The following is a 23622-nucleotide window of genomic DNA, read 5'->3' as shown; positions in this document are numbered from 1 at the left end:
GTCATAGCATCCGGGGTTGTTGTTATGGCGTTTTGGTGCTCACGTCAGGTCACAATATGATTTTGTTGGATCAGCTCATCGAGCGTGGTGTGAACGTTCTCCAGTGTCACAAGGCTGGTTGATTGATAGGTGGCGCCCGTACCGTCGCGGTCGATGGACACCACGGTGTTGTTACCGTTGGTGGACACGGTGAGATAATTGCCGAGCGTGGCGTTCTGCCCGTTCCAGCCCACCAGCAGGTCGCCGATATCGATTTTGTCACCCTGCGCCAGCGAGAAGTTGCTCCAGGTGTCCGCGGTTCCGTTGCCGCCGGTTGCATTATTGGCGCTGAGCAGGTGGTAAATCAGCGTATCGCCGTACGCGCTGCCGATAACCCGATCGGCCTCCGCGGTGCTGATCACCTGTGGATTCATATCGATGGTCAACGTGGCGCTATCGGTATGTCCTTTTTGGTCGTTAAGGGTGTAGTTGAATGTCTCTTTGGTCTTGATGGATTCCAGTGAGACATCACTGTTGAGGGTATAGGTGTAATGCCCATCAATGCCCATTGTCAGTTTGCCGTACAGTCCATTGATGGTGGCGCTGGCGGTGCTGCTGCCCAGTGGATCCAGCGTGGCGGTACTGCCGCCCGCGCCGTTTACCGTCAGCAGGGTATGGACGCTGGCAATATGGTCGCCGTCATAGATGTTGCCGGTGACGCTATTGACGCCCGCGGTTTCGAAGTTATCGAGATCGACTATTGTCCCTTTCACGCTGGGGGTGATGGTGATGGTGCCTAGCCCCAGCGCACCTGCGTTGCCGGTATAGTCGAGGCGATAGTTCCCGGCGTGCAGCACCAGTCCGTTCAGGGCAATATCAAGATTGCCGCCGATCAGGAGCCCGCCGTTGAAGGTATCCCCGGCAACTTTAACGCCATTGCTGTCGTACAGCGCCCAGGTCACGTTCAGCCCACCCAGCGTCAGCCCTGATGCCACGTTAAAATGCAGCACCACGTTTTGCACCGCTGTACCCGCTGCGACTTCAACTGTTCCGGTACCACTTTTCGAGCTGGGCCCCAGCACAGTGGTCCAACTGGCCGATCCCACGCTGGTATCACTAAAGGGCTGAGACGTATCCTGCAACGTCGTCACCGCCATCTGGCTGCTGGTGTCGTTTACCGCGTCCAGCACTTGCGGGGTCGCCTTGATGTTCAGCGACGCGCTGCCGATATCGCCGTTTGGCGCCTTGACCGTATACACAAAGCTGTCCGGCGTATTGATGCTGTCCGCGCCCAGTCCGCTTTTCAGCGTGTAGCTGTAGTTCCCCTTCGCATCGATAGTGAGTGTGCCGTACTGTCCCTCAATACGGGTTGTGCCTGTTAAATTGACTGCGACGCCGTTTACGTCGGTGATAACCGTACCGGCGGGCGCGGAATCATTGGCCAGAATATTACCGTTGGTTGAGGCACTCAGACTGTCCACCGCATAGGTGTGATCGGCCTGAATATTCAGGGTGTAGCTGGTTAACAGTGCCAGACCGCCGCCGGCGTTCAGCAGGAACAGGTAGTCACCGCCCGGCAGCGTGATGGTGTAATCTTTTGATTTTCCACCTAATACTGCCGTGGCCCAGTTGGGTTGTACCCGATACTGCTCGTATTGCTGAATAGCGTCATTAAAACGGTAGACGTACAGATCAAAGCCGCCGAGCGTTACGCCGAGAACGTCGGCCTGAATCGTCAGCGTGCGGGTGGCGCCATCTTCAACGTTGAATTTGATGGGGTTGGTTAACCCGTCGACCAGACTGACGTCCAGCACATTCCCCAGGCCTACGCTGGCGAGCGTAAAGCCGGTTTGTTTTGATGGTCCGTGGTCGACCACGCTGACCTCGGTGCCGTAGGTCAGTGAGGCCACATCGTCTGCTGCCGTTACCGTACTGGTCGTCGGACCCTGGCCCAGCGCCACCACCAGTTTTGCCGAAGAGTGGTCGTTACCGTGCGTCAGCGTATAGGTGAAGCTTTCGGAGCGACCGTATACCGAGGCGGATTTATCGGTAAGAGTGTAGGTATAACTCCCGTCCTGATTAATATGCAGAGTGCCGTATTTACCCTCTACACTAGCCCCGCCCAGCGGAATGTTCACCACATTGCCGTTGCCATCGGTAATCGACGTCACCCGCGTGCCGGATGGGGCGTTATCCTGCCCGTTGGTGGGGTCAGTATCGGTGATGATATTGCCGGATTCGCTGGTGCCGCCGGTGATCGTTCCGGCGCTGGTTTTGACCACCGCCACGTCCAGACTGGTGAAGGCTCCGGTCGCCAGCAGGCTGGTGTTGTAGCTGACGACACGGTAGTCCCCACCGGTAAGCCCGCCATAGTTGAGCGTCACGCCGGAGGCGCTGAGCGTCAGCAGGTCGGCAAAATCGGCTTGACCGGTATCGACCACCGTCACCCAGGCGCTGCGCGTGGAGTCAAAGCGTTGGATAACAATCTCCATGGTACTCAGCAGCGACAGCACAATGCCGGTTGCTGCCGCGTTGATGGTGATGGTGCCGCTGCCGCCGGTCTGGATGTTGAAGTTGACGAGTGCAGTGTTGTCTCCCAGTACCTTCAGCACATTATCCACCGCACCGACCAGCAGGAAGCCATAATCGCTTTTGTGCTCGTTGGTAACCGTGAAGTCGGTTTGTAGCGCCAGACGAGTGACGTTGTCTTCAGCCAGCAGCGGTAAGACCGGTGCGAGGATAGTGGTCGGCGTTGAGGTGTTGCCTGCCGCGTCGGTCGCAGTAGCGGACAACGACTGGCCCTCAATCTGGCGTACCGGCAGGGTGACGCTGTAGACCCCGCTGCTGTTGGCGACCGCCGTAATGCTGCCGCCGCCGGGCAGGGAGATAGTGACCGTACTGCCTGCTTCGGCGATGCCGCTGACCGTGCCGCCGTCGGCGCTGATCAGCACTGATGGCGGCGGCGGTGGCGTGGTATCGACAATGACGTTAAACGCGCCAGACAACACGCCGGAACCGTTGGCGTTAGCCGCACTGGCGGTAAACGCGTGGTTGCCTTCACTGAGCGCGCCGGAAGGGGTAAAGCTCCACAGTCCGTTGCCGTCCGCGGTTGTGGTGCCCATCAATGTTCCGTTGTTGTACAGGCTGACGACGGCGTTAGCCTGTGCCGTGCCGCTGAGCATCGGACGGGTGTCGTTGGTGGTTTTTCCGGCGGCGACATTGCCGGTGACCGTACCAATGTCATCAAAAACGCTGGCGATAATCGGTGCGGGTGGTACCCCGGTAAACGGGGCCAGCGCGTTGCCTGGCGTGCCGGTATTCCCGGCGGCATCCTGCGCGCTAACCTGCAGCGTTTGTCCGCTGATCTGCGGCGGGTTGAGGGTAAAGGTGAAGTTGCCGGCGGCGTTGGCCGTGGCGGTGCCGAGCACGGTGCCGCTGCTTGTTGTGACGATCACCGTGCTGTTGGCTTCCGCAACGCCGGTCAGCACAGTACCGTTGGCGTTGACCGCCAGAGCGGTGGGAATACCCGGAGCGACGGTATCGACCACAATCGACGCGGCAGCCGACATGCCGCTGGTATTGCCCGCGCTGTCCGTTGCGGTAATAGTAAATGAATGGGGGCCCTGACCCAGTGCGGTTGACGGGGTGTAGTTCCAGTTGCCGCTGCCATCCGCCGTTACGCTGGTGACAAAGTTGCCGTTGTCATAAATATCAACCCGGGCATTGGCTTCCGTGGTGCCGTTTAACGTGGGGCGCGCGTCATTGGTGGGCTGGTTGTTGCCAATCGACCCGGTATTGGGACCGACATCATCAACAATGCTGCTAATTGACGGCAGCGTGGGGGCGGTGGTGTCCACGTTAATCGTAAAGCCCGCCGTTGCACCGCTGGTGTTGCCCGCGGGGTCGGTGGCGGTGACGGTAAAGGTGTGCGAACCATTCCCCAACGGTGTCGTTGGGGTAAACGACCAGCTGTTGTTACTTTGCACGAGAGCAGTGCCGAGCAGCGTGCTGCCGTCATAAATATTGACGGTGCTGCCCGCTTCGGCGGTACCGTTAAGCGTAGGGCGGGCGTCATTGGTCAGTTGCCCGTTGCTCAGTGCGGCATTAAACACGCCGCCAGTGATGTCATCCACCACCGAGGTCAGGATCGGTGTTGATGGCGCAACGGTATCAACGTTGAGAATAAATCCGCTTGACGCCGGGCCGACGTTTCCGGCCGCATCCGTGGCGATGGCGGTGAAGACATGCTGGCCGTTACCCAGCGTAGTGGACAGAAACTCCCAGGTACCGTCTATTGTTGCGGTAACAGTCGTCAGCAGCGTGCCGTTGTCGTAAATGGCAATCCGGGCGTTGGCCTCCGCAGAACCGCTCAGCACGGGGCGGGTATCGTTGGTCCAGGCACCGCTCGACAGCGTGCCGGTGCCCGGTTGTACGTCATCAAAGGCCTGGATAATGGTGGGTGCCAGCGGGGCGACGGTATCCACAATCAGGGCAAACCCGGCAGACGACACGCTGACGTTGCCGGCCGCGTCGGTGGATGTCACCGTCAACACGTGATTGCCGTTACCCAGCGCACTCCCCGGTGTAAAATTCCATACGCCGTTTCCGTCTGCAGAAACCGTGTCGATAAGCGTGCCGTTGTCATAGATTTTGACCGTTGAATTGGCTTCCGCCGTACCGTTAAGGGTTGGGTGTGCATCGTTTGTCGCCTGGCCGTTGTTTAGATTTCCGGTCAGTGGGCCGACATCATCGCTGACCTGGGTAATAACCGGCGTGTTCGGTGATACCGTATCAACCGTGAACGTAAAGCCGCTGGAGGCCGGGCTGGTATTGCCCGCGCTGTCGGTGGCGGTGGCGGTCAGCGTATGCGGACCGTTACTCAGAGCGTCTGTTGGCGTAAAGCTCCAGGTGCCGCCTGCACCGACGGTGGTGGTGCCAATGGGTAAACCGTCGCTCAGGATAGTAATCGTTGCGCCGATTTCACCCGTTCCACTCAGCGCTGGACGGGTTTCGTTGGTCGTCTGACCGTTACCTATTGGCCCGGTGGTGGGGGCCGTGTTGTCCTGTACGTTACCGATGACCGGCGCCAGCGGGGCAACGGAATCCAGTTCAAGGGTAAAGGCGGAGGATGCCCCACCCGTATTACCGGCCTGGTCTGTGGCTGTCGCGGTGAAGACATGCTGCCCCTGACCCAGCGCGTTTTCTGGTGTGAAGGTCCAGTTACCGGATTCGTCTACCCGCGCGGTACCTAATTCGACGCCCTTATCTTTTATCGTGATAGTCGCTCCGGCTTCCCCTTTGCCGTTCAGCGTTGGCTGCGCGTCGTTAGTCAGTTGCCCGTTCGTCAGTGAGGTATTTCCCGGTTGGTCGTCAATCACCGAGGTGATGATTGGCGCGGCTGGCGCCAGTGTATCGACAACCAGCAGGAACGGCGGCGTTGCCGGGCTGATGTTGCCCGCGCCATCGGTGACGGTAGCGGTTAACGCGTGATTGCCTTCACCGAGAGCTGGGGCTGGTGTAAAGCTCCAGTTGCCGTCTGCGTCGCTGGTGGTGGTGCCAATTACCGTCCCTTTATCAAGAATAGTGACGACCGAATTCGCCTCGGTCACGCCTTCCAGTGTTGGGGTGTTGTCGTTGGTCGACTGCCCGGAGGTGAGCGTCTGGTCCGTGCCGACGTTGTCCTTCACCGTCACAATGGACGGCGCGTCCGGGACTAAGGTATCGACAATAATGCGGAAACTGTCGGAGGCAGCGCCCTGGTTGCCTGCGGCGTCCGTCGCGCGCACAGTGAAGTCATGCGGGCCTTCGCCCAGGGCATTGGTTGGGGTATAGCTCCAGAATCCGCTGCTGTTGACGGTGGTAGTGGCATAGACACCGTTGCCATCGTAGAGAGTGATGGTTGCGCCTGCTTCGCCGGTACCGTTAAAGGTTGGTCGGGAATCGTTGGTAAGTTGTCCTTTGTCTAACGTGCCCGTACCGGGCGTGACATCGTCAATAATGCTGGCGATGGTCGGGGCCAGCGGGGCGACGGTATCGATAGTGATGGTGTAATTAGGTGATTGACCGCTCTCTGCACCACCTACCGTTTGCGACACGGTGAAGTTATACGCGGTACCGTTTGTCAGTGGCGTGGACAGTTGATAGCTCCATGCGCCGGAGGTGGCGTCGGCGGTCACTGTGTCGAGTAGGGTCCCATTTTGGTAAATGTTTACCGTAGCCCCCGGAGTGGCGGTTCCTTGCAGCAGCGGTAAGGTGTCATTGGTGGTTTTACCGTTGCCAATCACGCCCATGACCGGGGCCACATCGTCCACAATTTCCAGCGTCGGCGGGTGGGGGATGCTGGACGTCGCGGCGTTAAACGGCGTGGGATCGCTCTGATTACCTGCCGGGTCCTGGGCGATAGCGTCCAGTACCTGACCGGTTGTTTGCGCCGGTGAGAGGGTAACGGAATAATTTCCCTCGTCGTCGGCAATACCCTGACCGAGAATCGTGTTGTCGCGGCGAATGATAACGGTGCTGCCCGGTTCGGCCGTGCCGCTAACCAGCGTCCCGTTTGGATCTACGCCACTGACGGTTGGCATTGCAGGTGGCAAGGTATCGACGATTAACGTCACGGGGTTTCCTGCTGCCAGCACGTTACCGGCAGCGTCCTGGGCACCGAAAGTCAGCGTGTGAGTGACGTTGGGTGTCAGGGGAACATCTATACTCCAACTGCCGTTCGCCGCGACGGTGGCCGTGGCAATCGCTACGGGATTGCTGCCATCGAAAATTAACACTGTACTGCCCGGTGTACCGGTCCCACTGATCGTTGGGGTGGTATCGTCCGTGACGCTGTTGTTGGTTAGCGAACCGATAATAACCCCAGCGTCATCTTCAATATCCGTGACCTGGGGCAACTTCAATGCTGTGCTGTTCACCGTAAACGAGACGCTGTTTGAGGCGTCGCTGGCATTTCCTGCCGCATCGGTGGCGATGGCGGTCAGCGTGTAGCTGCCGTTGGTCAGCGCCGGGTTGGGCGTGATACTCCAGACGCCGCCTGCAACGGTAGCCGTGCCAATTACCGTACTGCCATTGTACAGGGTGATGATGTCACCGTTGGAGCCGGTTCCGCGGATGGTCGGCGTGGTGTCATCCGTCACCGCGCCGGCGGCGAGATCGCCTCTGACGTCGCCGACGTCATCATTAACCGCGGTGATAACCGGCGGCGCGGACGGCGTCGTATCGATGCCCAGGGTGACGGCATCCGAACGCGGGCTGACGTTGCCCGCCGGATCGGTGGCGGTGAGGGTGACCTGATAGCTGTCCGGATTAATCGGGTCGGTTGGCGTAAAGCTCCAGGTGCCATCCGCCCCGACCGTCGCCGTGCCTAGCGGTTCGGTTCTGCCGTCAAGATAGATGGCGATAACATCTCCGGCACTCCCGGTACCGCTGAAGGTTGGCGTGGTATCGTTGGTGATGCCGTTGGTGATAATTCCCGTTATCGGATTGACGTCATCGGTTATGGTTGGCGGTTCTGGCTTCGTGGGCGGCAGGTTATCTACCGTCAGCGTAAAGCCGGCGGACGGGATCCCCGTGTTGCCAGCCACGTCTGTCGCTGTGGCGGTGAATTTGTGTGGACCGTCTGTAAGCAACGTTGGAGTAAAGGTCCAGGTGCCGTTTGGCTGCACGGTGGCCGTACCCAGACGGACGTCATTATCAAAAACGGTAATTGTCGCACCCGGCTCGCCGGTGCCTGACAGCTTGGGGTTGTCGCTTTTGGTGCTCCCGCCGTTAGCCAGCAGTTTTGTCTCACTGCCAATAAGTCCTTCCGCCGAGGTGATAACAGGGGCGGTTGGCGGCGTGGTATCAATCGTCAGCGTGAAATTACCGGCACTGCTGGCGTTACCCGCTTTATCTGTCGCAATAGCTGACAGCGCGTGTGGACCCTCACTCAGCGGTTGAGTGACCTGAAAACTCCAGCTTCCTTCCGGCGTCACTGTGGCAGTGCCTATGGGGGTAGCCCCATCGTAAATTGTGATCGTGGAATCTGCGACTCCGGTGCCTTTCAGCAGCGGCAGGGTATCGTCTGAACGTCCACCATTGGTCAGGTCGCTTTGCAAACTACCTACGTCGTCCGTGGCGCTCGAAATAATGGGGGCATCGGGCGCTTTGGTGTCGACCGTTATGATGACAGGGGGGGCGGTGACGACGTTACCGGCGGCATCCGTTGCGGTCAGCGTAAAACGGTGGGTGCCTTCGCTAAGGGCCTCATTGGCTGGCACGCTATGGCTCCAGGTGCCTGTTCTGTCGATAAGAATAACCATCATCTGCAGGCCATTATCATACAGTGTCACCAGCGAGCCGGGTTCACCGGTCCCTGAGAACGTGGGGGTTTTGTCATTGGTGACCCCGTTGTTCGCGACGTTGCCGGTGATGCTGCCGACGTCATCGTTGATAAGCGTAATGGCCGGTACGGTGGGGGCGATACTGTCGACAATGATTTTCCAGCTGGCGGCACTGCTGGTGTTACTGGCGGCATCGGTAGCCGTCACCGTAAAGACGTGCGCACCCTGCGCCAGCGCGGTGGTGGGGGTATAGTTCCAGTTGCCGTTGAGATCGGCGGTAACGGTGGTTAACAGTACGCCATTGTCGTAAATGTTGATCTTAGACCCGGCCTCGGCAGTGCCCTCAATTTTGGGTTTATCGTCGTTGGTCAATCCATCATTCTTGATGGATCCAAGGATATCTTCGACATCGTCTGTGACGGCGATAATAATCGGCTGTTCGGGTGCAGTGAGATCTGGTGCTATTGCTGAAGTTGGCAGACTTTCGTTGCCTTTGCCGTCCGTGGCGGTGACGGTAACCGTCTCACTGTTGATTTGCGCCGGTGCGATTGACACGGTGAAGTTGCCGCCGCTGTCCGCCTGGCCCTTGCCAATAATATGACCATCGCTGTCTTTGACGGTGACGGTACTTCCGGCCTCGGCGTGGCCGCTCACCGACCCTCCATTTCCAGCGACGATAACATCTGTCGGTGCATCCGGTGCCGTGGTATCCGGCGCGGTGACGGAGGCATTGCCCCCTTTGTTACCTGCTGCATCGGTCGCGTTTGCCGTCAGGATCTCACCATTCGTCTGCGGCGGTACCAGCGCTGCGGTGAAGTCCCCATCTGCAGTGGCTGTCGTTGTGCCAATGATATTGCCGCGTGGATCCAGAATATTGACCGTACTGTCAGGCTCGGCCTTGCCGGTGACCTCGTTGCCCGCGCCATTAATCACCAGGTTTGTGGGCGGTTGTGGGGCGGTGATGTCCGGCGCAACTGCCGTTTCTGGCGGACTTGAGTTTCCTGCGGGATCGGTCGAGATGGCTGTAAGCGTTTCGCCATTGGTCTGCGGCGGTTTGATGGTAATGGTAAATGAACCATCCGGCCCGGCGACGCCGCTGCCAATGGGGATATTTTTACTGTCGGTGATCACCACGGTATTGCCGGGCTCGGTTTTCCCGGTTACGACAGCGCCATCTGCCGAGACGTTGAGATCGTCAGGCGCAGACGGCGGCAGAGTATCAATATTAATGTTGAATGCGGTCGACACTCCCCCGGTACCCGACTGGTTGGTTGCGGTGACGGTAAAGGCGTTCGGGCCGTCATCCAGCGGTGAGCTTGATGTCCAGCTCCAGTTGCCGTTGCTGTCAGCCTGTACGCTGTCGACCGCTACGCCGTTGTCGTAAATATTCACCGTGCTGTTGGCGTCAGCGGTACCGGAAAGCGTGGGCTTGTTATCGTTAGTCGCCTGATGATTGCTCAACGGCCCGGTTGACGGGGCGACGTCATCCATCACGCTGACGATAACCGGTACGCCAGGATAGCCTGAGTTCTGAGCGTTGAATGGGGTGTCTGGCCCGACGTTGCCGGCTTCGTCATGAATTTTTGCGGTAAGTGATTCACCGTGGGTCTGCGACGGTGAAATCGCGATGCTGAAAGTGCCGTCCTGGCCTACAACGGCCGAACCCAGCAGCAGATTATTACTGCCGATAATACTGACCGTGCTGCCTGGCTCTGCGCTGCCGGTGACCGTTGTCCCTTCCGGGTTGACGTTGGTAATCGCTGCCGCCGGAGGCGGGGTGATATCGACAGTGAAGCTGGGCACGGTGGTTTTTGCACTGACGTTACCTGCAGGGTCGGTTTGCGTCAGCGTCAGATTGTGAACGCCTTCGCTCAACGGCGTATCCGGTGTGAATGTCCAGTTACCATTCTCATCAACCTGCGTCATGCCAATCAGGATACCGTTGTCGTAGACGCTGATGAAATTGCCGGCAACACCGATACCAGAGAGCGTCGGCGTGTCATCGTCGATCACGGCGTTACTGGCGATAAAACCTTGAATGGATCCGACATCATCGAGTTCCTGAGAGAGAGCAGGCGCATCAGGGGCGAGGGTATCAATGATAATAACCCAACTGTTTGACATGCCACTGCTGCCCGCGCTGTTCGACGCGCTGACTGTAAACTGGTGGGTACCATCCGCGAGAGGGGGAGATGGTGTAAATGACCAGTTACCACTGGCATCGATGGTGATCTGGCCAATCTCTTTGCCATTATCGAAAATATGCAACGTGGTATTAGCCGTTCCCGTCCCTTGAAGCGTAGGGGTATTGTCGTTGGTGGACTCCTGTTGATTGACAATGCCAGTAATCAGCTCCTGGTTATCGACTACGCTGGTGATGACGGGAACGCCGGGGAGCGCTGGCGTTGTTGGTGGGGTTCCACCGTCGCCATCGCCATTTCCACCGCCGGGGTTATTACCGTTGCCGTTTCCCGGATTATTCCCGTTTCCATTCCCGTTCCCGGGATTATCACCACCGCCACCGCCACCGCCACCGCCACCGCCACCGCCACCACCACCACCCGCCGCGAGGGCAATTCCGCCCGCCGCCGCCACGCCGCCTAGAACCCACGGCCAGACTGCGCCACCGTCATGACTGCCTTCAGCCGCCATCAGCGGTGTGAGATCGTCCAGATGCTGGAAGTGGAATGCGCCATCAGTATCCTGAACCCACCACAGTGCACCGTTGCTGTCTTCGAGAACGAGTTGGCTTTTATCACTGCCGTTTGCGACATAGAAGTTTTTAATCGTAATTACGTCACCTGAGCGGAGTGTGACCACCAGATCCTGGTTAATACGGGTCAGTTGGCTGATGTCTTCACGCGAAACGGATAATTTCACGATGGACGGTGTACTGAGCGTCACTTCAGAGGCTTCAACATTCGTAGATACACCAGTCAATTTTGATACAACGGCGAGATGACGCATATGTTCACTCCTGATGGCTTGCCGGGGGAATTAATCCGCAACAGCGTTCTGGGAAAATGAGCAGACAGGTGCCCCGTTCATCGTGAAGATGAATTTACACATGTAGTTTCATTGATTAGGTCACAGAGATGTCTGTTTGGTTAGTAAATAAAAATTGGCCTCGGCGTTGAATAGTTCTTTCGTATTAGATGATATAGTCAGAAAGAAAGTATTCCGCAACTTCTGCCTGTTAAAAATATACGGCGATATTTCAGGTGGGTTAGTGTAAAACGCCACACAAAATATATGTGTTTTATTATGTTATTGTATTTTAAGTGATTTGTTTTTAGCGTGCAGCATGGATTTATAATAAACATCAGTAATAATAATGTTATTAAAATGAAGTGAAATAGATGAAGGAAATTCTTGAAGTTTTATTTTTATTGGACTACAGACATCATGAAATAACACGGTGATTTACTTGATATTTGAACGATTCAGCAGTATTAAACTATAAGTGTGATGAATATATTGAGGGGGATTCAATAACTAAATAATAAGGACCAGTCCCATAATGAGAGACTGGTCACAAAACAAAGGTGTTATCTGCCAGCATTTTTCATAATACGTGCTTTATCCACCTGCCACTCACGCTCTTTCACATCGGAACGTTTATCGTGCTGTTTCTTACCTTTAGCGACGCCAATTTTCACTTTGCACCAGGCGTTTTTCCAGTACAGAGACAGTGCCACGACGGTGTAACCTTCGCGGTTCATTCGGCCATACAGCGAATCGAGCTCGCGCTGGTTTAACAGCAGTTTACGGGTACGAGTGGGATCGCAGACCACGTGCGTTGAGGCAACTGCCATCGGGATAAAGTTGGCGCCAAACAGGTAAGCTTCACCGTCTTTAAGAATGACATAGCTGTCGCTGATGTTGGCTTTACCCGCACGCAGGGATTTGACTTCCCAGCCTTGCAGAGCGAGTCCAGCTTCGAACTCTTCTTCAATAAAGTATTCGTGTCGTGCGCGCTTGTTAAGCGCGATTGTGGCTGAGCCAGGTTTGTGTGCTTTTTTCTTCGTCATAATGCCGCTCAGTATAGGTAATCTGGAATCGAAAAACACCCCATTTCATCCAGCGGGGCGCAAGGCGCTATCTTAGCACGAGTTGGGCTATAGCGTTTTTTTTAGCGGATGATAAATGGTATTATTTGCTCGATTGATATAGATGGAAATTGTTATGCCTCAGATTAGCCGGACCGCTTTAGTACCTTACAGTGCGGAACAGATGTATCAGCTAGTGAATGATGTGAAATCCTATCCCCAGTTTTTACCGGGTTGCACCGGAAGCCGCGTACTGGAGTCGACTCCTGGACAGATGACGGCAGCGGTGGATGTGTCTAAAGCAGGGATCAGCAAAACGTTCACCACGCGCAACCAGTTGACTAATAACCAGAGCATTCTGATGCATCTGGTCGATGGCCCCTTCAAAAAACTCATTGGCGGGTGGAAGTTTACGCCGCTCAGTCATGAAGCGTGCCGTATTGAGTTTCAGCTTGATTTTGAGTTTACTAACAAGCTCATTGAGCTGGCGTTTGGCCGTATCTTTAAAGAGCTGGCGTCGAACATGGTGCAAGCCTTCACAGTGCGTGCGAAAGAGGTTTACAGTGTCAGTGTCAGCTAAAATGGTCGTCGAAGTCGCGTACGCGCTACCCGAAAAGCAATATCTACAGCGCGTGACGCTACAAGAGGGCGCGACGGTTGAAGAGGCCATTCGCGCGTCTGGATTACTGGAATTGCGCCCTGATATCGACCTCAGTAAAAACAAAGTGGGGATCTACAGCCGCCCGGTAAAACTTGCTGATGCTGTGCATGATGGTGATCGGGTAGAAATTTACCGGCCATTGATTGCCGATCCAAAAGAGTTGCGCAGGAAGCGGGCGGAGAAGTCTGCCAACAAATAGCAGGCAATAAAAAGGTGCTCAGCGAGCACCTTTTTTGCTATCTGAAGACCTACTTATTGATTACCGGTCAATGCGGGCTTGTTATCAATATTGGTCAACACGCCATTGCTGTTAAAGGTCAGCGTCAGCGTTTGCTGCGTTACGCCTTCGTGTCCTGGTTGCTGACGGAACACATAGAACCAGGTGTTGGTGCCAAAAGGATCGGACATCATCGGTGTACCCAGAGCATAAGCAACCTGCTGTTGCGTCATACCGACACGAACTTTGGACACATCGTTAGCGGTCAGATAGTTTCCCTGGTTGATGTCAGGACGGTAAACCACTCGCTCCAGAGTGGAACAGCCTGCGGTCAACATCAGTAGTACTGCTGCAGCAGCAGTCAGCGTTTTACAGCGCATAGTGATTTGATTCCTTTTCGGGCCCGAGCAGTACGCGGCTCATATGTAATATGCCGATGATAATAGACCTTTCACCACTTTAAAACCTTTTGCTGTCGGGTCGGACGGCGATTTTATGTTGAACTCAGACCGTTACAAGAGAAAAAAGTTTATGCTGCCAGCAGTTCTTTTGCATTTGCAAGGGTATTGCGCGTCACTTCGCTACCGCCAAGTAAGCGAGCGAGCTCCTGCAGGCGCGCGCGTTTATCCAGTGGTTGCATATGTGTTTCGGTCATCGCGCCGTCGGTTTCTTTGCTGACGTAGAAGTGTTGATGTCCGCAACCGGCAACCTGCGGCAGGTGCGTGACGCACATAACCTGCGTGGATTCACCGAGCTGGCGCAGTAGTTTGCCGACGACCGCGGCTGTTGGACCGCTAATACCGACGTCAACCTCATCGAAAATCAGCGCCGGGGTTTCCATTTTACGAGCGGTGATCACCTGAATAGCCAGTGCGATACGCGACAGTTCCCCCCCAGATGCGACTTTTGCTATAGGCTGTAACGGCTGGCCTGGGTTGGTGGTGACCTTAAATTCAATGCGATCGGCACCGTCTACACTCAGATGGTGTTCATCAAACTTCACCTCAATGCAAAAGAGTCCGTGCGGCATAGAAAGTGCGTGCATGCTCTCTGTAATGAGCTGCCCTAACTCCTGAGCATAGTGCTGACGTTGGTGGTGCAGCGTCTTTGCTGTTTCCAGTGCCAGCTTGTGATGAGTGTTCACCGCCAGAGTGAGGGTTTCGAGTGAATCTGCCTGATCGTCAAGTTGCTGCTGTTCGTCCAGCAGGGACTGATAGAACTGCGGGAGCGCTTCAGGTGCGACATGGTGTTTGCGCGCCAGAGAGATTTGTTTTGCGATGCGCTGCTCAAGCTCGAATAACCGGTTAGGGTCCAGATCCAGCCGGTCACAATAGTGGCGCAGCTCGTCGCTGGCTTCGCTGAGTTGAATGGTTGCCTCTTCAAGCATGTCCAGAATACCGGAAAGCTTATTGTCCATACCCGCCAGTTCGCTGACCAACTGCTTTGCCGTGTACAGCTGGCTTTGCAGATTAGCGTCTTCGCCATCTGCCATGATAGCCAGCGCCTGTTGGCTGGTGGTGAGCAACTGCCCGCTGTTAGCCAGGCGCTTGTACTCTTCATCGATCTGCTCAAACTCACCCGCCTGCGGGTTAAATTCGTTTAGCTCTTTCAACTGGTACTGCAACAGCTCTGCCCGGGCAGCGCGTTCCTGGCTTTGCTGCTGATGATGTGCCAGGTCGCGGCAGCTCTGATGCCACAGTTGATAGCGCGTCGCCATTTCCTGAATAAGAGATGCCTCATTGGCATAGCCGTCCAGCAGGGATTTTTGGTGTTCAGATTTCGTCAGCAGTTGATGCGCGTGCTGGCCGTGGATTTGAATTAACAACTGGCCGAGCTCGCGAAGCTGCGACAGTGGTACCGCGGTGCCGTTGATAAAGCCACGGGAACGCCCATCGCTACTGATAACGCGGCGTAGCAAGCATTCACGGCCTTCTTCAAGCTGGTTTTCTTCGAGCCATTGCAGCGCCGCTGGCGTGTCCTTCAGGGAGAAGCGGGCACACAGATCGGCACGCGTAGCGCCAGCGCGCACCATGTCGGCATCGGCACGTCCGCCAAGGCACAAACCGAGGGCATCAATGGCAATGGACTTACCCGCCCCGGTCTCACCGGTGATGACGGTCATTCCGCTCTGAAAATCGATCTCAAGTTCACGAACGATAGCAAAATTGCTGATGGTCAGTTGTGCCAACATAGCTGTTTTCCTGTATGAAAAACCATAACTGTAATTACATACAGTATAAACTGGTTTTTTATACAGTAAAGAGGCTGGGGGTAAATTAAAATAATTTTTTTGACCAGCCGAGCTTGGTGCTTAATGTATTGAAATAGCTGTAGTCTTTAGGGTGAATCAGGTTTAAATGATAATCACAGCGGCGAATCAACACGTCTTCACCTTCCTGTATAGGCAGGGCAATCTGGCTGTCGCAGCTAATTTCGAGATCGCTACGGCGGTGTGAGAAGCGCAGGCGAATGGTGCTGCTACTGTTGATCACCAGCGGTCGCGCTGAGAGCGTGTGCGGGAACATTGGTACCAGCGTAATGGCATCCAGAGAAGGCGTCAGGATTGGGCCGCCGGCAGAGAGCGAGTAGGCGGTAGAACCGGTGGGCGTGGAAATAATCAGTCCGTCTGAACGCTGGGAAAACGCAAAGACCTCATCAATATAGACTTCAAATTCAATCATGTGCGCGACTTTACCCGGGTGCAGCACCACTTCATTGATCGCGGTACTGATACGCTTCTGGCAATCTTGCTGGCACACCTGGGCTTCAAGTAAAAAGCGCTTTTCACTGATGTAGTGGCCTTCCAGCACATCGGCTAACTGCTGATGGGCATTGTCCGGGTCAAGGTCGGTGAGAAAGCCCAGGTTGCCACGGTTGATCCCGATGACCTTAATGTCATAGCGTGCCAGAGTGCGCGCAGCACCGAGCATGTTGCCATCTCCGCCCACCACTACCGCGAGGTCCGCCTGCTGACCAATTTCTGCCAGCGTGCCGGTTTGCACATTTTTCAGCTGTAGTTCGCGGGCGATTTGTTGCTCCACGATAACCTGATACCCTTTTGTGCACAGCCAGCGGTAAAGCATTTCATGTGTGGTCAGTGCAGTGGGGTGGCGTGGATGCCCCACAATGCCAATACACTTGAAATGTTTATTCATTTTCTCGAGGTCCTTGTAGCGAAGATGAGTGACAATGTGAGTACTTCCCTTGAATCCCTGAATCTTATCCCCATAATAAGCCAAGTTAGCGAGATGAATGCGAAAAAACGCGGAGAAATTCATGAGTAGTAAAGAACAGAAAACGCCTGAGGGGCAAGCCCCGGAAGAAATTATCATGGATCAGCACGAAGAAGTTGAGGCGGTTGAACCAGACGCTTCTGCTGAGCAGGTGGATCCGCGCGATGAAAAAATTGCGAATCTGGAAGCTCAGCTTACTGAAGCCGAAACGCGCGAGCGTGACAGCGTGTTGCGCATGAAAGCTGAAATGGAAAACCTGCGTCGTCGTACCGAACTGGACGTAGAAAAGGCGCATAAGTTCGCGCTGGAAAAATTCGTTAACGAACTGCTGCCGGTGCTCGATAGCCTGGACCGTGCGCTGGAAGTAGCGGACAAAGACAACGATGCCATGTCGGCGATGATCGAGGGTATTGAACTGACCCGTAAATCGATGCTGGATGTGGTGGCGAAGTTTGGCGTGCAGGTTGTTGCGGATATCGATGTGCCGATGGACCCGAACGTGCATCAGGCGATTGCCATGGTTGAGTCTGACGACGTTGCGGCCGGTAACGTACTGATGGTGATGCAGAAAGGTTATACCCTGAACGGACGTACCATCCGCGCGGCGATGGTGTCTGTGGCGAAAGCCAAGGGCTAATCAGCCTGTCGCGGCGGGTAATGCAGATGCGTTACCCGCCGCGATATTATCATCCCTGGTCCGCCACGCTCTCCCGCAGCGGTTTTACCGGCAAGACCTGCACCTGTTTAATCATATTATCCTGTACGTCGAGAATATCGATATCGTACTGGCCAATGCGCACCCGCGTACCGGCCACCGGGATCTCTTCCAGCGCTTCAAGAATAATCCCGTTTACGGTTCGTGCATCGTCTTCCGGCAGGTGCCAGTTAAAGGCTTTGTTGATTTCGCGCACGTTGGCGCTGCCGTCAATTATCACTGAACCGTCATTTTGCGGGGTGACTTCCTCGGCAAGCGTAGGTGACATGGAGGTGGTGAAGTCGCCGACAATCTCTTCCAGGATATCTTCGACCGTCACCAGGCCCTGAACGTCGCCATATTCGTTAACCACCAGGCCAACTTTCTTTTTGTTGCGCTGAAATTTGATTAGCTGGGTGCTGAGCGGCGTGCCTTCCGGGACGTAATAGATCTCATCAGCGGCGCGCAGCATGGTCTCTTTGGTGAATTCTTTTTTCTCTGCCATCAGGCGCCAGGCTTCGCGTACGCGCAGCATACTAATGGTATCGTCCAGCGAGTCGCGGTAAAGCACAATGCGGCCGTGCGGGGAGTGCGACAGTTGACGCACGATTGATTTCCAGTCGTCGTTGATATCAATCCCGATGATTTCGTTTCGCGGCACCATGATGTCGTCGACGCTGATTTTTTCCAGATCCAACACCGACAGCAGCATATCCTGATTACGGCGCGAGATTTGCGAGCGCGATTCATTCACCAGCGTTCGCAGTTCGTCTTTACTCAGGGAACTGCTTATCACGATATCCGTTTTGATGCCCATCATACGCATCAGCAGACGGGTAATGGTGTTCAGTAACCACACCAGCGGCATCATCAGAATTTGGAGTGGTGCCAGTAAGAAACTGCTGGGATAGGCGACTTTTTCGGGATACAGTGCGGCGATGGTTTTTGGCAGTACTTCAGCAAAAACCAGCACCACAAAGGTCAGCACCCCGGTGGCAATCGCCACACCCGCATCGCCATACAGACGCATACCGACGATGGTGCCAAGCGCGGAGGCGAGAATGTTGACCAGGTTATTGCCGATAAGCACCAGGCTTATCAGGCGGTCCGGTTTGCGCAGGAGTTTTTCAACGCGCTTTGCCTGACGATTCCCCTGCTTGGCCCGGTGGCGCAGGCGGTAGCGGTTCAGGGTCATCATTCCGGTTTCGGAACCGGAAAAATAGGCTGAAATAACCACCATGATGAGAAGCGTAACAATGAGCGTGGTGGTGGAGATGTGTTCCACGTAGGGTTCCTTAAAGACTTAACTCACAAGCTGTTGCAGTATGCGACTACCGAAATAGGCCAGCGTCAGAATACCTGCACCTGCGACGTTAAACCAGACGACACGACGTCCGCGCCAGCCCTCATGGTAATGTCCCCATAGCAGAACGATGTAGACAAACCATGCCACGATAGAGAGCACGGCTTTATCAATATTTTCGGTACTGAACAGGTTGTGCATGTAAAATAGGCCAGTGCACAGGGTCAGCGTCAGCAGAACCACGCCTATCTGAGTGATGTGAAACATTTTGCGTTCAATGCTCATCAGCGGCGGCATTTCATTGTTGAACGCCAGTTTTTTGTTTTTCAGCTGATAATCGATCCATGCCAGCTGCAGTGCGTACAGGGCGGCAATGATCAGCGTGGCATAGGACAAGAGCGAGAGCCCGATGTGGATCATCATGCCCGGTGTGGCTTCAAGGTGGGTGATGTACTCGTTGGGCATAAACGTGGCGCAGGCCAGATTGATTAATGCAAACGCATACACGATCGGCAGCAGCAGCCAGCCGCGATTGCGCGAGGCCACAATGGTCATTACCGTACAGATCATCAGGCTAACCAGAGAACCGACGTTCAGCAGGCTCAGGTTTTGTCCATTCTCGCCACCGGGCAAAATACGTGCTTCCAGGGCAAAAGCGTGGCACACCAGCGCGATAACCGCAGAAAGGATAGCCATACGCCGCCAGCCGCTGTTTTTTTGCAGCAGAGCGGGAACGATCAGCGCAAGGCTGACGGAATAGGCGACAAGGGCGAACAAAGCAAAAACGGGCATATAGGTGTCGACAGTTGACCAGTGATAAAGAAAAGCAGTATAGCGTTACGTGACCGCTGCTCCAACCGTTGCATAACAACAAAGGCGGCTTCATGTTATACTGCGACAAAATTCTGTTGATGTGTCGTGCAAGCGACCGACCGTTTCCACCCCAGGCGAGAGACAATGTTTGATAATTTAACCGATCGTTTGTCGCGCACGCTGCGCAATATCAGTGGCCGTGGACGCCTTACTGAAGACAACGTTAAAGAAACGCTGCGCGAAGTGCGCATGGCGCTGCTGGAAGCTGACGTTGCGCTGCCGGTAGTGCGTGAGTTTATCAATCGCGTAAAAGAGAAAGCGGTTGGTCATGAAGTTAACAAAAGCCTGACCCCGGGTCAGGAATTCGTCAAAATCGTTCGCAGTGAACTGGTCGCGGCGATGGGCGAAGAGAACCAGACCCTGAATCTGGCCGCTCAGCCACCGGCCGTAGTGCTGATGGCGGGTCTGCAGGGTGCCGGTAAAACGACCAGCGTGGCGAAACTGGGTAAGTTCCTGCGCGAGAAGCACAAGAAGAAAGTGCTGGTCGTCTCTGCCGACGTTTATCGTCCGGCGGCGATCAAACAGCTGGAAACGCTGGCTGAGCAGGTTGAAGTCGACTTCTTCCCGTCTGACGTCGGCCAAAAGCCGGTCGATATCGTTAACGCTGCGCTGAAAGAAGCGAAGCTGAAATTCTACGACGTGCTGCTGGTGGATACCGCCGGTCGTCTGCACGTTGACGAAGCGATGATGGACGAAATCAAACAGGTCCACGCGTCTATCAATCCGGTAGAAACGCTGTTTGTTGTCGATGCCATGACCGGTCAGGATGCCGCGAATACCGCAAAAGCCTTCAACGAAGCGCTGCCGTTAACCGGTGTCGTGCTGACGAAAGTCGACGGTGACGCCCGCGGCGGTGCCGCACTCTCTATTCGTCATATCACTGGTAAGCCGATTAAGTTCCTCGGTGTTGGCGAGAAAACCGAAGCGCTGGAGCCATTCCATCCGGACAGGATTGCTTCGCGTATCCTCGGCATGGGCGACGTACTGTCGCTGATCGAAGATATCGAAAGCAAGGTTGACCGCGCGCAGGCTGAGAAGCTGGCGACCAAGCTGAAGAAGGGCGATGGTTTTGACCTGAACGACTTCTTAGAACAGCTTAATCAGATGAAAAACATGGGCGGCATGGCAAGCCTGATGGGCAAGCTGCCGGGCATGGGTCAGATTCCTGACAACGTGAAATCGCAGATGGATGACAAAGTGCTGGTGCGTATGGAAGCGATCATCAATTCGATGACGTTGAAAGAACGTGCCAAGCCGGAAATCATCAAAGGTTCGCGTAAGCGCCGTATCGCTCAGGGCTGCGGTATGCAGGTACAGGACGTTAACCGCCTTCTGAAACAGTTCGACGACATGCAGCGCATGATGAAGAAAATGAAGAAGGGCGGGATGGCCAAGATGATGCGCAATATGAAGGGCATGATGCCGCCAGGATTCCCTGGTAGATAAATATATCGGGCTACCTTATTTGCTATTTTGACGCCGGAGTGTGCTCGAAATGCTCACGTACTGCGTGTACGCTCCGCTTTCTGCGCGCACGCCGACGCCAAACTGGCTGCAACGGTAACGCCCAGGTATCAAGCTTCATCACATGTTGATTGCTTTTTTCTCAGAAATCAGTAAAATTTTCGGGCTTTTAATATGACACCGGGTCCCTTCCCTCGATGGGGCCCGGTGTTTTATTCACACAAGAGGATGTTATGGTTACTATTCGTTTAGCACGTCACGGCGCTAAAAAGCGTCCGTTCTACCAGGTTGTTGTTACTGACAGCCGTAATGCACGCAACGGTCGCTTCATCGAGCGCGTTGGCTTCTTTAACCCAATCGCTAGCGAAAAAGAAGAAGGCACTCGCCTGGATCTGGATCGCATCGCTCACTGGGTTGGCCAGGGCGCGACTATTTCTGATCGCGTAGCTACGCTGATCAAAGCAGCAAACAAAGCAGCTTAATCTGTCACGGTGGTCATGATGAGCAAGCAACTCGCCGCACAGGCGCCCGTAGAACCCATAGTTCTGGGGAAAATGGGGTCTCCTTACGGTATCCGTGGTTGGCTCAGAGTGTTTTCTTCCACTGAAGACGCCGAAAGCATTTTTGACTATCAGCCCTGGTTTATCCAGAAGGCGGGTCAGTGGCAGCAAGTACAGCTGGAAAGCTGGAAGCACCACAATCAGGATCTGATCATCAAGCTGAAAGGTATTGAGGATCGGGATGCGGCGAACGTACTGACGAATTGTGAAATTGTCGTAGATTCCTCGCAGTTGCCAGCGCTGGATGATGGCACTTACTACTGGAAAGACCTTATGGGTTGCCAGGTAGTGACCACTGAAGGCTACGAACTCGGTAAAGTCGTCGATATGATGGAAACCGGATCGAATGACGTTATCGTCATCAAGGCAAACCTGAAAGATGCGTTTGGTATCAAGGAACGTTTAGTGCCGTTCCTCGATGGGCAGGTTATCAAGAAAGTCGATCTCGCTACTCGTACTATCGAAGTAGATTGGGATCCTGGTTTTTAAACCACCGGATAAACGGTAAAAGTCGGCGTGATGGGGATTGGCTTGTGTTTATAGGTATCGTTAGCCTGTTTCCAGAAATGTTCCGCGCAATTACCGATTACGGGGTAACTGGCCGGGCAGTAAAAAATGGCCTGCTGAACATCCAGAGCTGGAGTCCTCGTGACTTTGCTCATGACCGGCACCGTACCGTGGACGATCGTCCTTACGGCGGCGGACCGGGGATGTTAATGATGGTGCAACCTTTACGGGATGCCATTCATGCAGCAAAAGACGCGGCAGGTGAAGGCGCGAAGGTGATTTATCTGTCACCTCAGGGACGCAAGCTTGATCAAGCGGGCGTGAGCGAACTGGCAACGAATCAAAAGCTGATTCTGGTGTGTGGTCGCTATGAAGGCGTAGATGAGCGCGTAATTCAAACCGAAATTGATGAAGAATGGTCAATCGGCGATTACGTTCTCAGCGGTGGAGAATTAGCAGCGATGACGCTGATTGATTCCGTCTCCCGGTTTATTCCGGGGGTACTGGGTCATGAAGCATCGGCAACGGAGGATTCCTTTGCCGATGGGTTGCTGGACTGCCCGCACTATACCCGACCTGAAGTGTTAGAGCAGATGGAAGTACCGGCAGTTTTGCTGTCGGGGAACCACGCTGAGATACGTCGCTGGCGTTTGAAGCAGTCGCTGGGCCGTACCTGGCTTAGAAGACCTGAACTTCTGGAAAACCTGGCTCTGACTGAAGAGCAAGCAAGGTTGCTGGCGGAGTTCAAAAAGGAACACGCACAACAGCAACATAAACATGATGGGCAGGCGTAAGCCCCCAATATCAGTTTACCCAGGATAAGAGATTAAATTATGAGCAACATTATTAAGCAACTTGAACAAGAACAGATGAAGCAGGACGTACCTTCCTTCCGTCCGGGTGATACCGTGGAAGTGAAAGTATGGGTTGTTGAAGGTTCCAAAAAACGTCTGCAGGCATTCGAGGGCGTGGTTATCGCTATTCGTAACCGCGGTCTGCACTCTGCATTCACTGTTCGTAAAATCTCCAACGGCGAAGGCGTTGAGCGTGTCTTCCAGACTCACTCTCCGGTAGTTGACAGCATTGCTGTTAAACGTCGTGGTGCTGTTCGTAAAGCTAAACTGTACTACCTGCGTGAGCGCACTGGTAAGTCTGCTCGTATCAAAGAGCGTCTTAACTAAGATATCGCTCAGGCGACATCCTGTCAGAAGGGGCTGGCCAATAAGGCTGGCCCCTTTTTTTATCGCCATAAAACTCACATCATTAACTATTAATTCATAAATCATTTACAATGCCCTGTCGTTATTGGAGGGGCAGTGGTTATTGGTGCAATTTTTCGGTTTGGTCATCAGCGCTGCGCGGCATGGCTCGCGTTGTTTGCGATCCTGCTGATCGTCATCGCGCCGCTTATCTCTGTTTCTTTGCAACACGATCCTATGAATGCGATGCCGGGTATGCATCATGATATGGGCATGATGGTGGAACATGCTGAACAACATGGTGACGGCGTCTCGATGACGATGCCCGTCGATCACGGCGAAGCATGCGGCTACTGTGTGCTGCTGGCGCACGTCCCCGGGCTGATACTGACTCTGGTTATTCTGTTGCGCGGCGTGCTGCGGCTACAGAAAAAAACGCCACTACATCCTACGCTGACGTTCTGGTTCTACTTCCCCTGGCTGTATCCCAATACCCGTGCACCACCGTACCGGTCTGCTTTTTCCTGATCCTAAAAATACGTCTGTACGCGTTAGCGTG

General features: G+C 54.7%; 16 protein-coding genes. 9 read left to right on the top strand and 7 right to left on the bottom strand.

Annotated features, from left to right (window positions below):
- Positions 1-44: 44 nt before the first annotated feature.
- Together M2374_RS21530 and smpB are read right to left on the bottom strand one after the other, a co-directional pair.
- On the bottom strand, positions 45-11270 hold the full coding sequence (locus M2374_RS21530; RefSeq protein ID WP_259156129.1) for a BapA/Bap/LapF family large adhesin: 11226 nt from the start codon (positions 11268-11270) through the stop codon (positions 45-47).
- Positions 11271-11851: 581 nt separating this feature from the next.
- Positions 11852-12334: an SsrA-binding protein SmpB gene (gene smpB / locus M2374_RS21525; RefSeq protein WP_096759347.1), complete on the bottom strand. Its 483-nt coding sequence runs from the start codon at positions 12332-12334 to the stop codon at positions 11852-11854.
- A gap of 154 nt (positions 12335-12488) precedes the next feature.
- On the opposite strand from smpB, the gene ratA reads away from it, so the two are divergent.
- Together ratA and M2374_RS21515 are read left to right on the top strand one after the other, a co-directional pair.
- Positions 12489-12932 (top strand): type II toxin-antitoxin system toxin RatA, encoded by a 444-nt coding sequence (gene ratA / locus M2374_RS21520; protein WP_115257733.1) that lies wholly within the window; start codon positions 12489-12491, stop codon positions 12930-12932.
- 1 nt (position 12933) lies between these two features.
- Positions 12934-13212, top strand: coding sequence for an RnfH family protein (locus tag M2374_RS21515; protein ID WP_217439082.1), 279 nt, complete (start codon positions 12934-12936; stop codon positions 13210-13212).
- A 53-nt stretch (positions 13213-13265) separates the two neighbouring features.
- Here M2374_RS21515 and bamE read toward each other — a convergent pair whose 3' ends face one another.
- The 3 genes from bamE to nadK form a co-directional block, all read right to left on the bottom strand.
- Positions 13266-13610: an outer membrane protein assembly factor BamE gene (bamE, locus tag M2374_RS21510; RefSeq protein WP_115257734.1), complete on the bottom strand. Its 345-nt coding sequence runs from the start codon at positions 13608-13610 to the stop codon at positions 13266-13268.
- A 149-nt stretch (positions 13611-13759) separates the two neighbouring features.
- A complete protein-coding gene (gene recN / locus M2374_RS21505) occupies positions 13760-15421 on the bottom strand; it encodes a DNA repair protein RecN (RefSeq protein ID WP_117343869.1) in 1662 nt (553 codons plus the stop codon).
- Positions 15422-15506: 85 nt separating this feature from the next.
- Positions 15507-16385, bottom strand: a complete 879-nt coding sequence (gene nadK, locus M2374_RS21500; protein ID WP_096756091.1) for an NAD(+) kinase — start codon at positions 16383-16385, stop codon at positions 15507-15509.
- A 121-nt stretch (positions 16386-16506) separates the two neighbouring features.
- On the opposite strand from nadK, the gene grpE reads away from it, so the two are divergent.
- Positions 16507-17100 carry a nucleotide exchange factor GrpE gene (gene grpE, locus M2374_RS21495; protein WP_096756092.1) on the top strand — a complete coding sequence of 198 codons (594 nt, stop codon included), beginning with the start codon at positions 16507-16509 and terminating at the stop codon, positions 17098-17100.
- 49 nt (positions 17101-17149) lie between these two features.
- On the opposite strand, the gene M2374_RS21490 is transcribed toward grpE, so the two are convergent.
- Positions 17150-18442: an HlyC/CorC family transporter gene (locus M2374_RS21490; RefSeq protein WP_135911576.1), complete on the bottom strand. Its 1293-nt coding sequence runs from the start codon at positions 18440-18442 to the stop codon at positions 17150-17152.
- 18 nt (positions 18443-18460) lie between these two features.
- The gene (locus M2374_RS21485) at positions 18461-19252 is read right to left on the bottom strand and encodes an inner membrane protein YpjD (protein WP_096756093.1); all 792 of its coding nucleotides are present in this window, start codon (positions 19250-19252) and stop codon (positions 18461-18463) included.
- Positions 19253-19417: 165 nt separating this feature from the next.
- On the opposite strand from M2374_RS21485, the gene ffh reads away from it, so the two are divergent.
- The 6 genes from ffh to M2374_RS21455 all read left to right on the top strand — a co-directional run bounded on the left by ffh (position 19418) and on the right by M2374_RS21455 (position 23591).
- On the top strand, positions 19418-20779 hold the full coding sequence (ffh, locus tag M2374_RS21480) for a signal recognition particle protein (RefSeq protein ID WP_096756094.1): 1362 nt from the start codon (positions 19418-19420) through the stop codon (positions 20777-20779).
- A 251-nt stretch (positions 20780-21030) separates the two neighbouring features.
- Positions 21031-21279 carry a 30S ribosomal protein S16 gene (gene rpsP, locus M2374_RS21475; protein ID WP_003031228.1) on the top strand — a complete coding sequence of 83 codons (249 nt, stop codon included), beginning with the start codon at positions 21031-21033 and terminating at the stop codon, positions 21277-21279.
- Between the two features lie 18 nt (positions 21280-21297).
- The gene (rimM, locus tag M2374_RS21470) at positions 21298-21846 is read left to right on the top strand and encodes a ribosome maturation factor RimM (protein WP_115257736.1); all 549 of its coding nucleotides are present in this window, start codon (positions 21298-21300) and stop codon (positions 21844-21846) included.
- A gap of 44 nt (positions 21847-21890) precedes the next feature.
- Positions 21891-22658, top strand: coding sequence for a tRNA (guanosine(37)-N1)-methyltransferase TrmD (gene trmD / locus M2374_RS21465; RefSeq protein ID WP_115257737.1), 768 nt, complete (start codon positions 21891-21893; stop codon positions 22656-22658).
- Positions 22659-22697: 39 nt separating this feature from the next.
- A complete protein-coding gene (rplS, locus tag M2374_RS21460) occupies positions 22698-23045 on the top strand; it encodes a 50S ribosomal protein L19 (protein WP_002914145.1) in 348 nt (115 codons plus the stop codon).
- A gap of 141 nt (positions 23046-23186) precedes the next feature.
- A complete protein-coding gene (locus M2374_RS21455; protein ID WP_249418308.1) occupies positions 23187-23591 on the top strand; it encodes a DUF2946 domain-containing protein in 405 nt (134 codons plus the stop codon).
- Positions 23592-23622 lie beyond the last annotated feature (31 nt).

Source organism: Citrobacter sp. JUb117 (assembly GCF_024809055.1).
In the GTDB taxonomy this organism is placed as follows: Bacteria; Pseudomonadota; Gammaproteobacteria; order Enterobacterales; family Enterobacteriaceae; genus Citrobacter; species Citrobacter gillenii.
This window is presented reverse-complemented; position numbering and strand designations above follow the sequence as displayed.

What these genes read in the sequence shown, in the direction of transcription:
- M2374_RS21530 (WP_259156129.1), bottom strand. Translation starts at nt 11,270, where the DNA reads ATGCGTCATCTCGCCGTTGTATCAAAATTGACTGGTGTATCTACGAAT.
- smpB (WP_096759347.1), bottom strand. Translation starts at nt 12,334, where the DNA reads ATGACGAAGAAAAAAGCACACAAACCTGGCTCAGCCACAATCGCGCTT.
- ratA (WP_115257733.1), top strand. Translation starts at nt 12,489, where the DNA reads ATGCCTCAGATTAGCCGGACCGCTTTAGTACCTTACAGTGCGGAACAG.
- M2374_RS21515 (WP_217439082.1), top strand. Translation starts at nt 12,934, where the DNA reads ATGGTCGTCGAAGTCGCGTACGCGCTACCCGAAAAGCAATATCTACAG.
- bamE (WP_115257734.1), bottom strand. Translation starts at nt 13,610, where the DNA reads ATGCGCTGTAAAACGCTGACTGCTGCTGCAGCAGTACTACTGATGTTG.
- recN (WP_117343869.1), bottom strand. Translation starts at nt 15,421, where the DNA reads ATGTTGGCACAACTGACCATCAGCAATTTTGCTATCGTTCGTGAACTT.
- nadK (WP_096756091.1), bottom strand. Translation starts at nt 16,385, where the DNA reads ATGAATAAACATTTCAAGTGTATTGGCATTGTGGGGCATCCACGCCAC.
- grpE (WP_096756092.1), top strand. Translation starts at nt 16,507, where the DNA reads ATGAGTAGTAAAGAACAGAAAACGCCTGAGGGGCAAGCCCCGGAAGAA.
- M2374_RS21485 (WP_096756093.1), bottom strand. Translation starts at nt 19,252, where the DNA reads ATGCCCGTTTTTGCTTTGTTCGCCCTTGTCGCCTATTCCGTCAGCCTT.
- ffh (WP_096756094.1), top strand. Translation starts at nt 19,418, where the DNA reads ATGTTTGATAATTTAACCGATCGTTTGTCGCGCACGCTGCGCAATATC.
- rpsP (WP_003031228.1), top strand. Translation starts at nt 21,031, where the DNA reads ATGGTTACTATTCGTTTAGCACGTCACGGCGCTAAAAAGCGTCCGTTC.
- rimM (WP_115257736.1), top strand. Translation starts at nt 21,298, where the DNA reads ATGAGCAAGCAACTCGCCGCACAGGCGCCCGTAGAACCCATAGTTCTG.
- rplS (WP_002914145.1), top strand. Translation starts at nt 22,698, where the DNA reads ATGAGCAACATTATTAAGCAACTTGAACAAGAACAGATGAAGCAGGAC.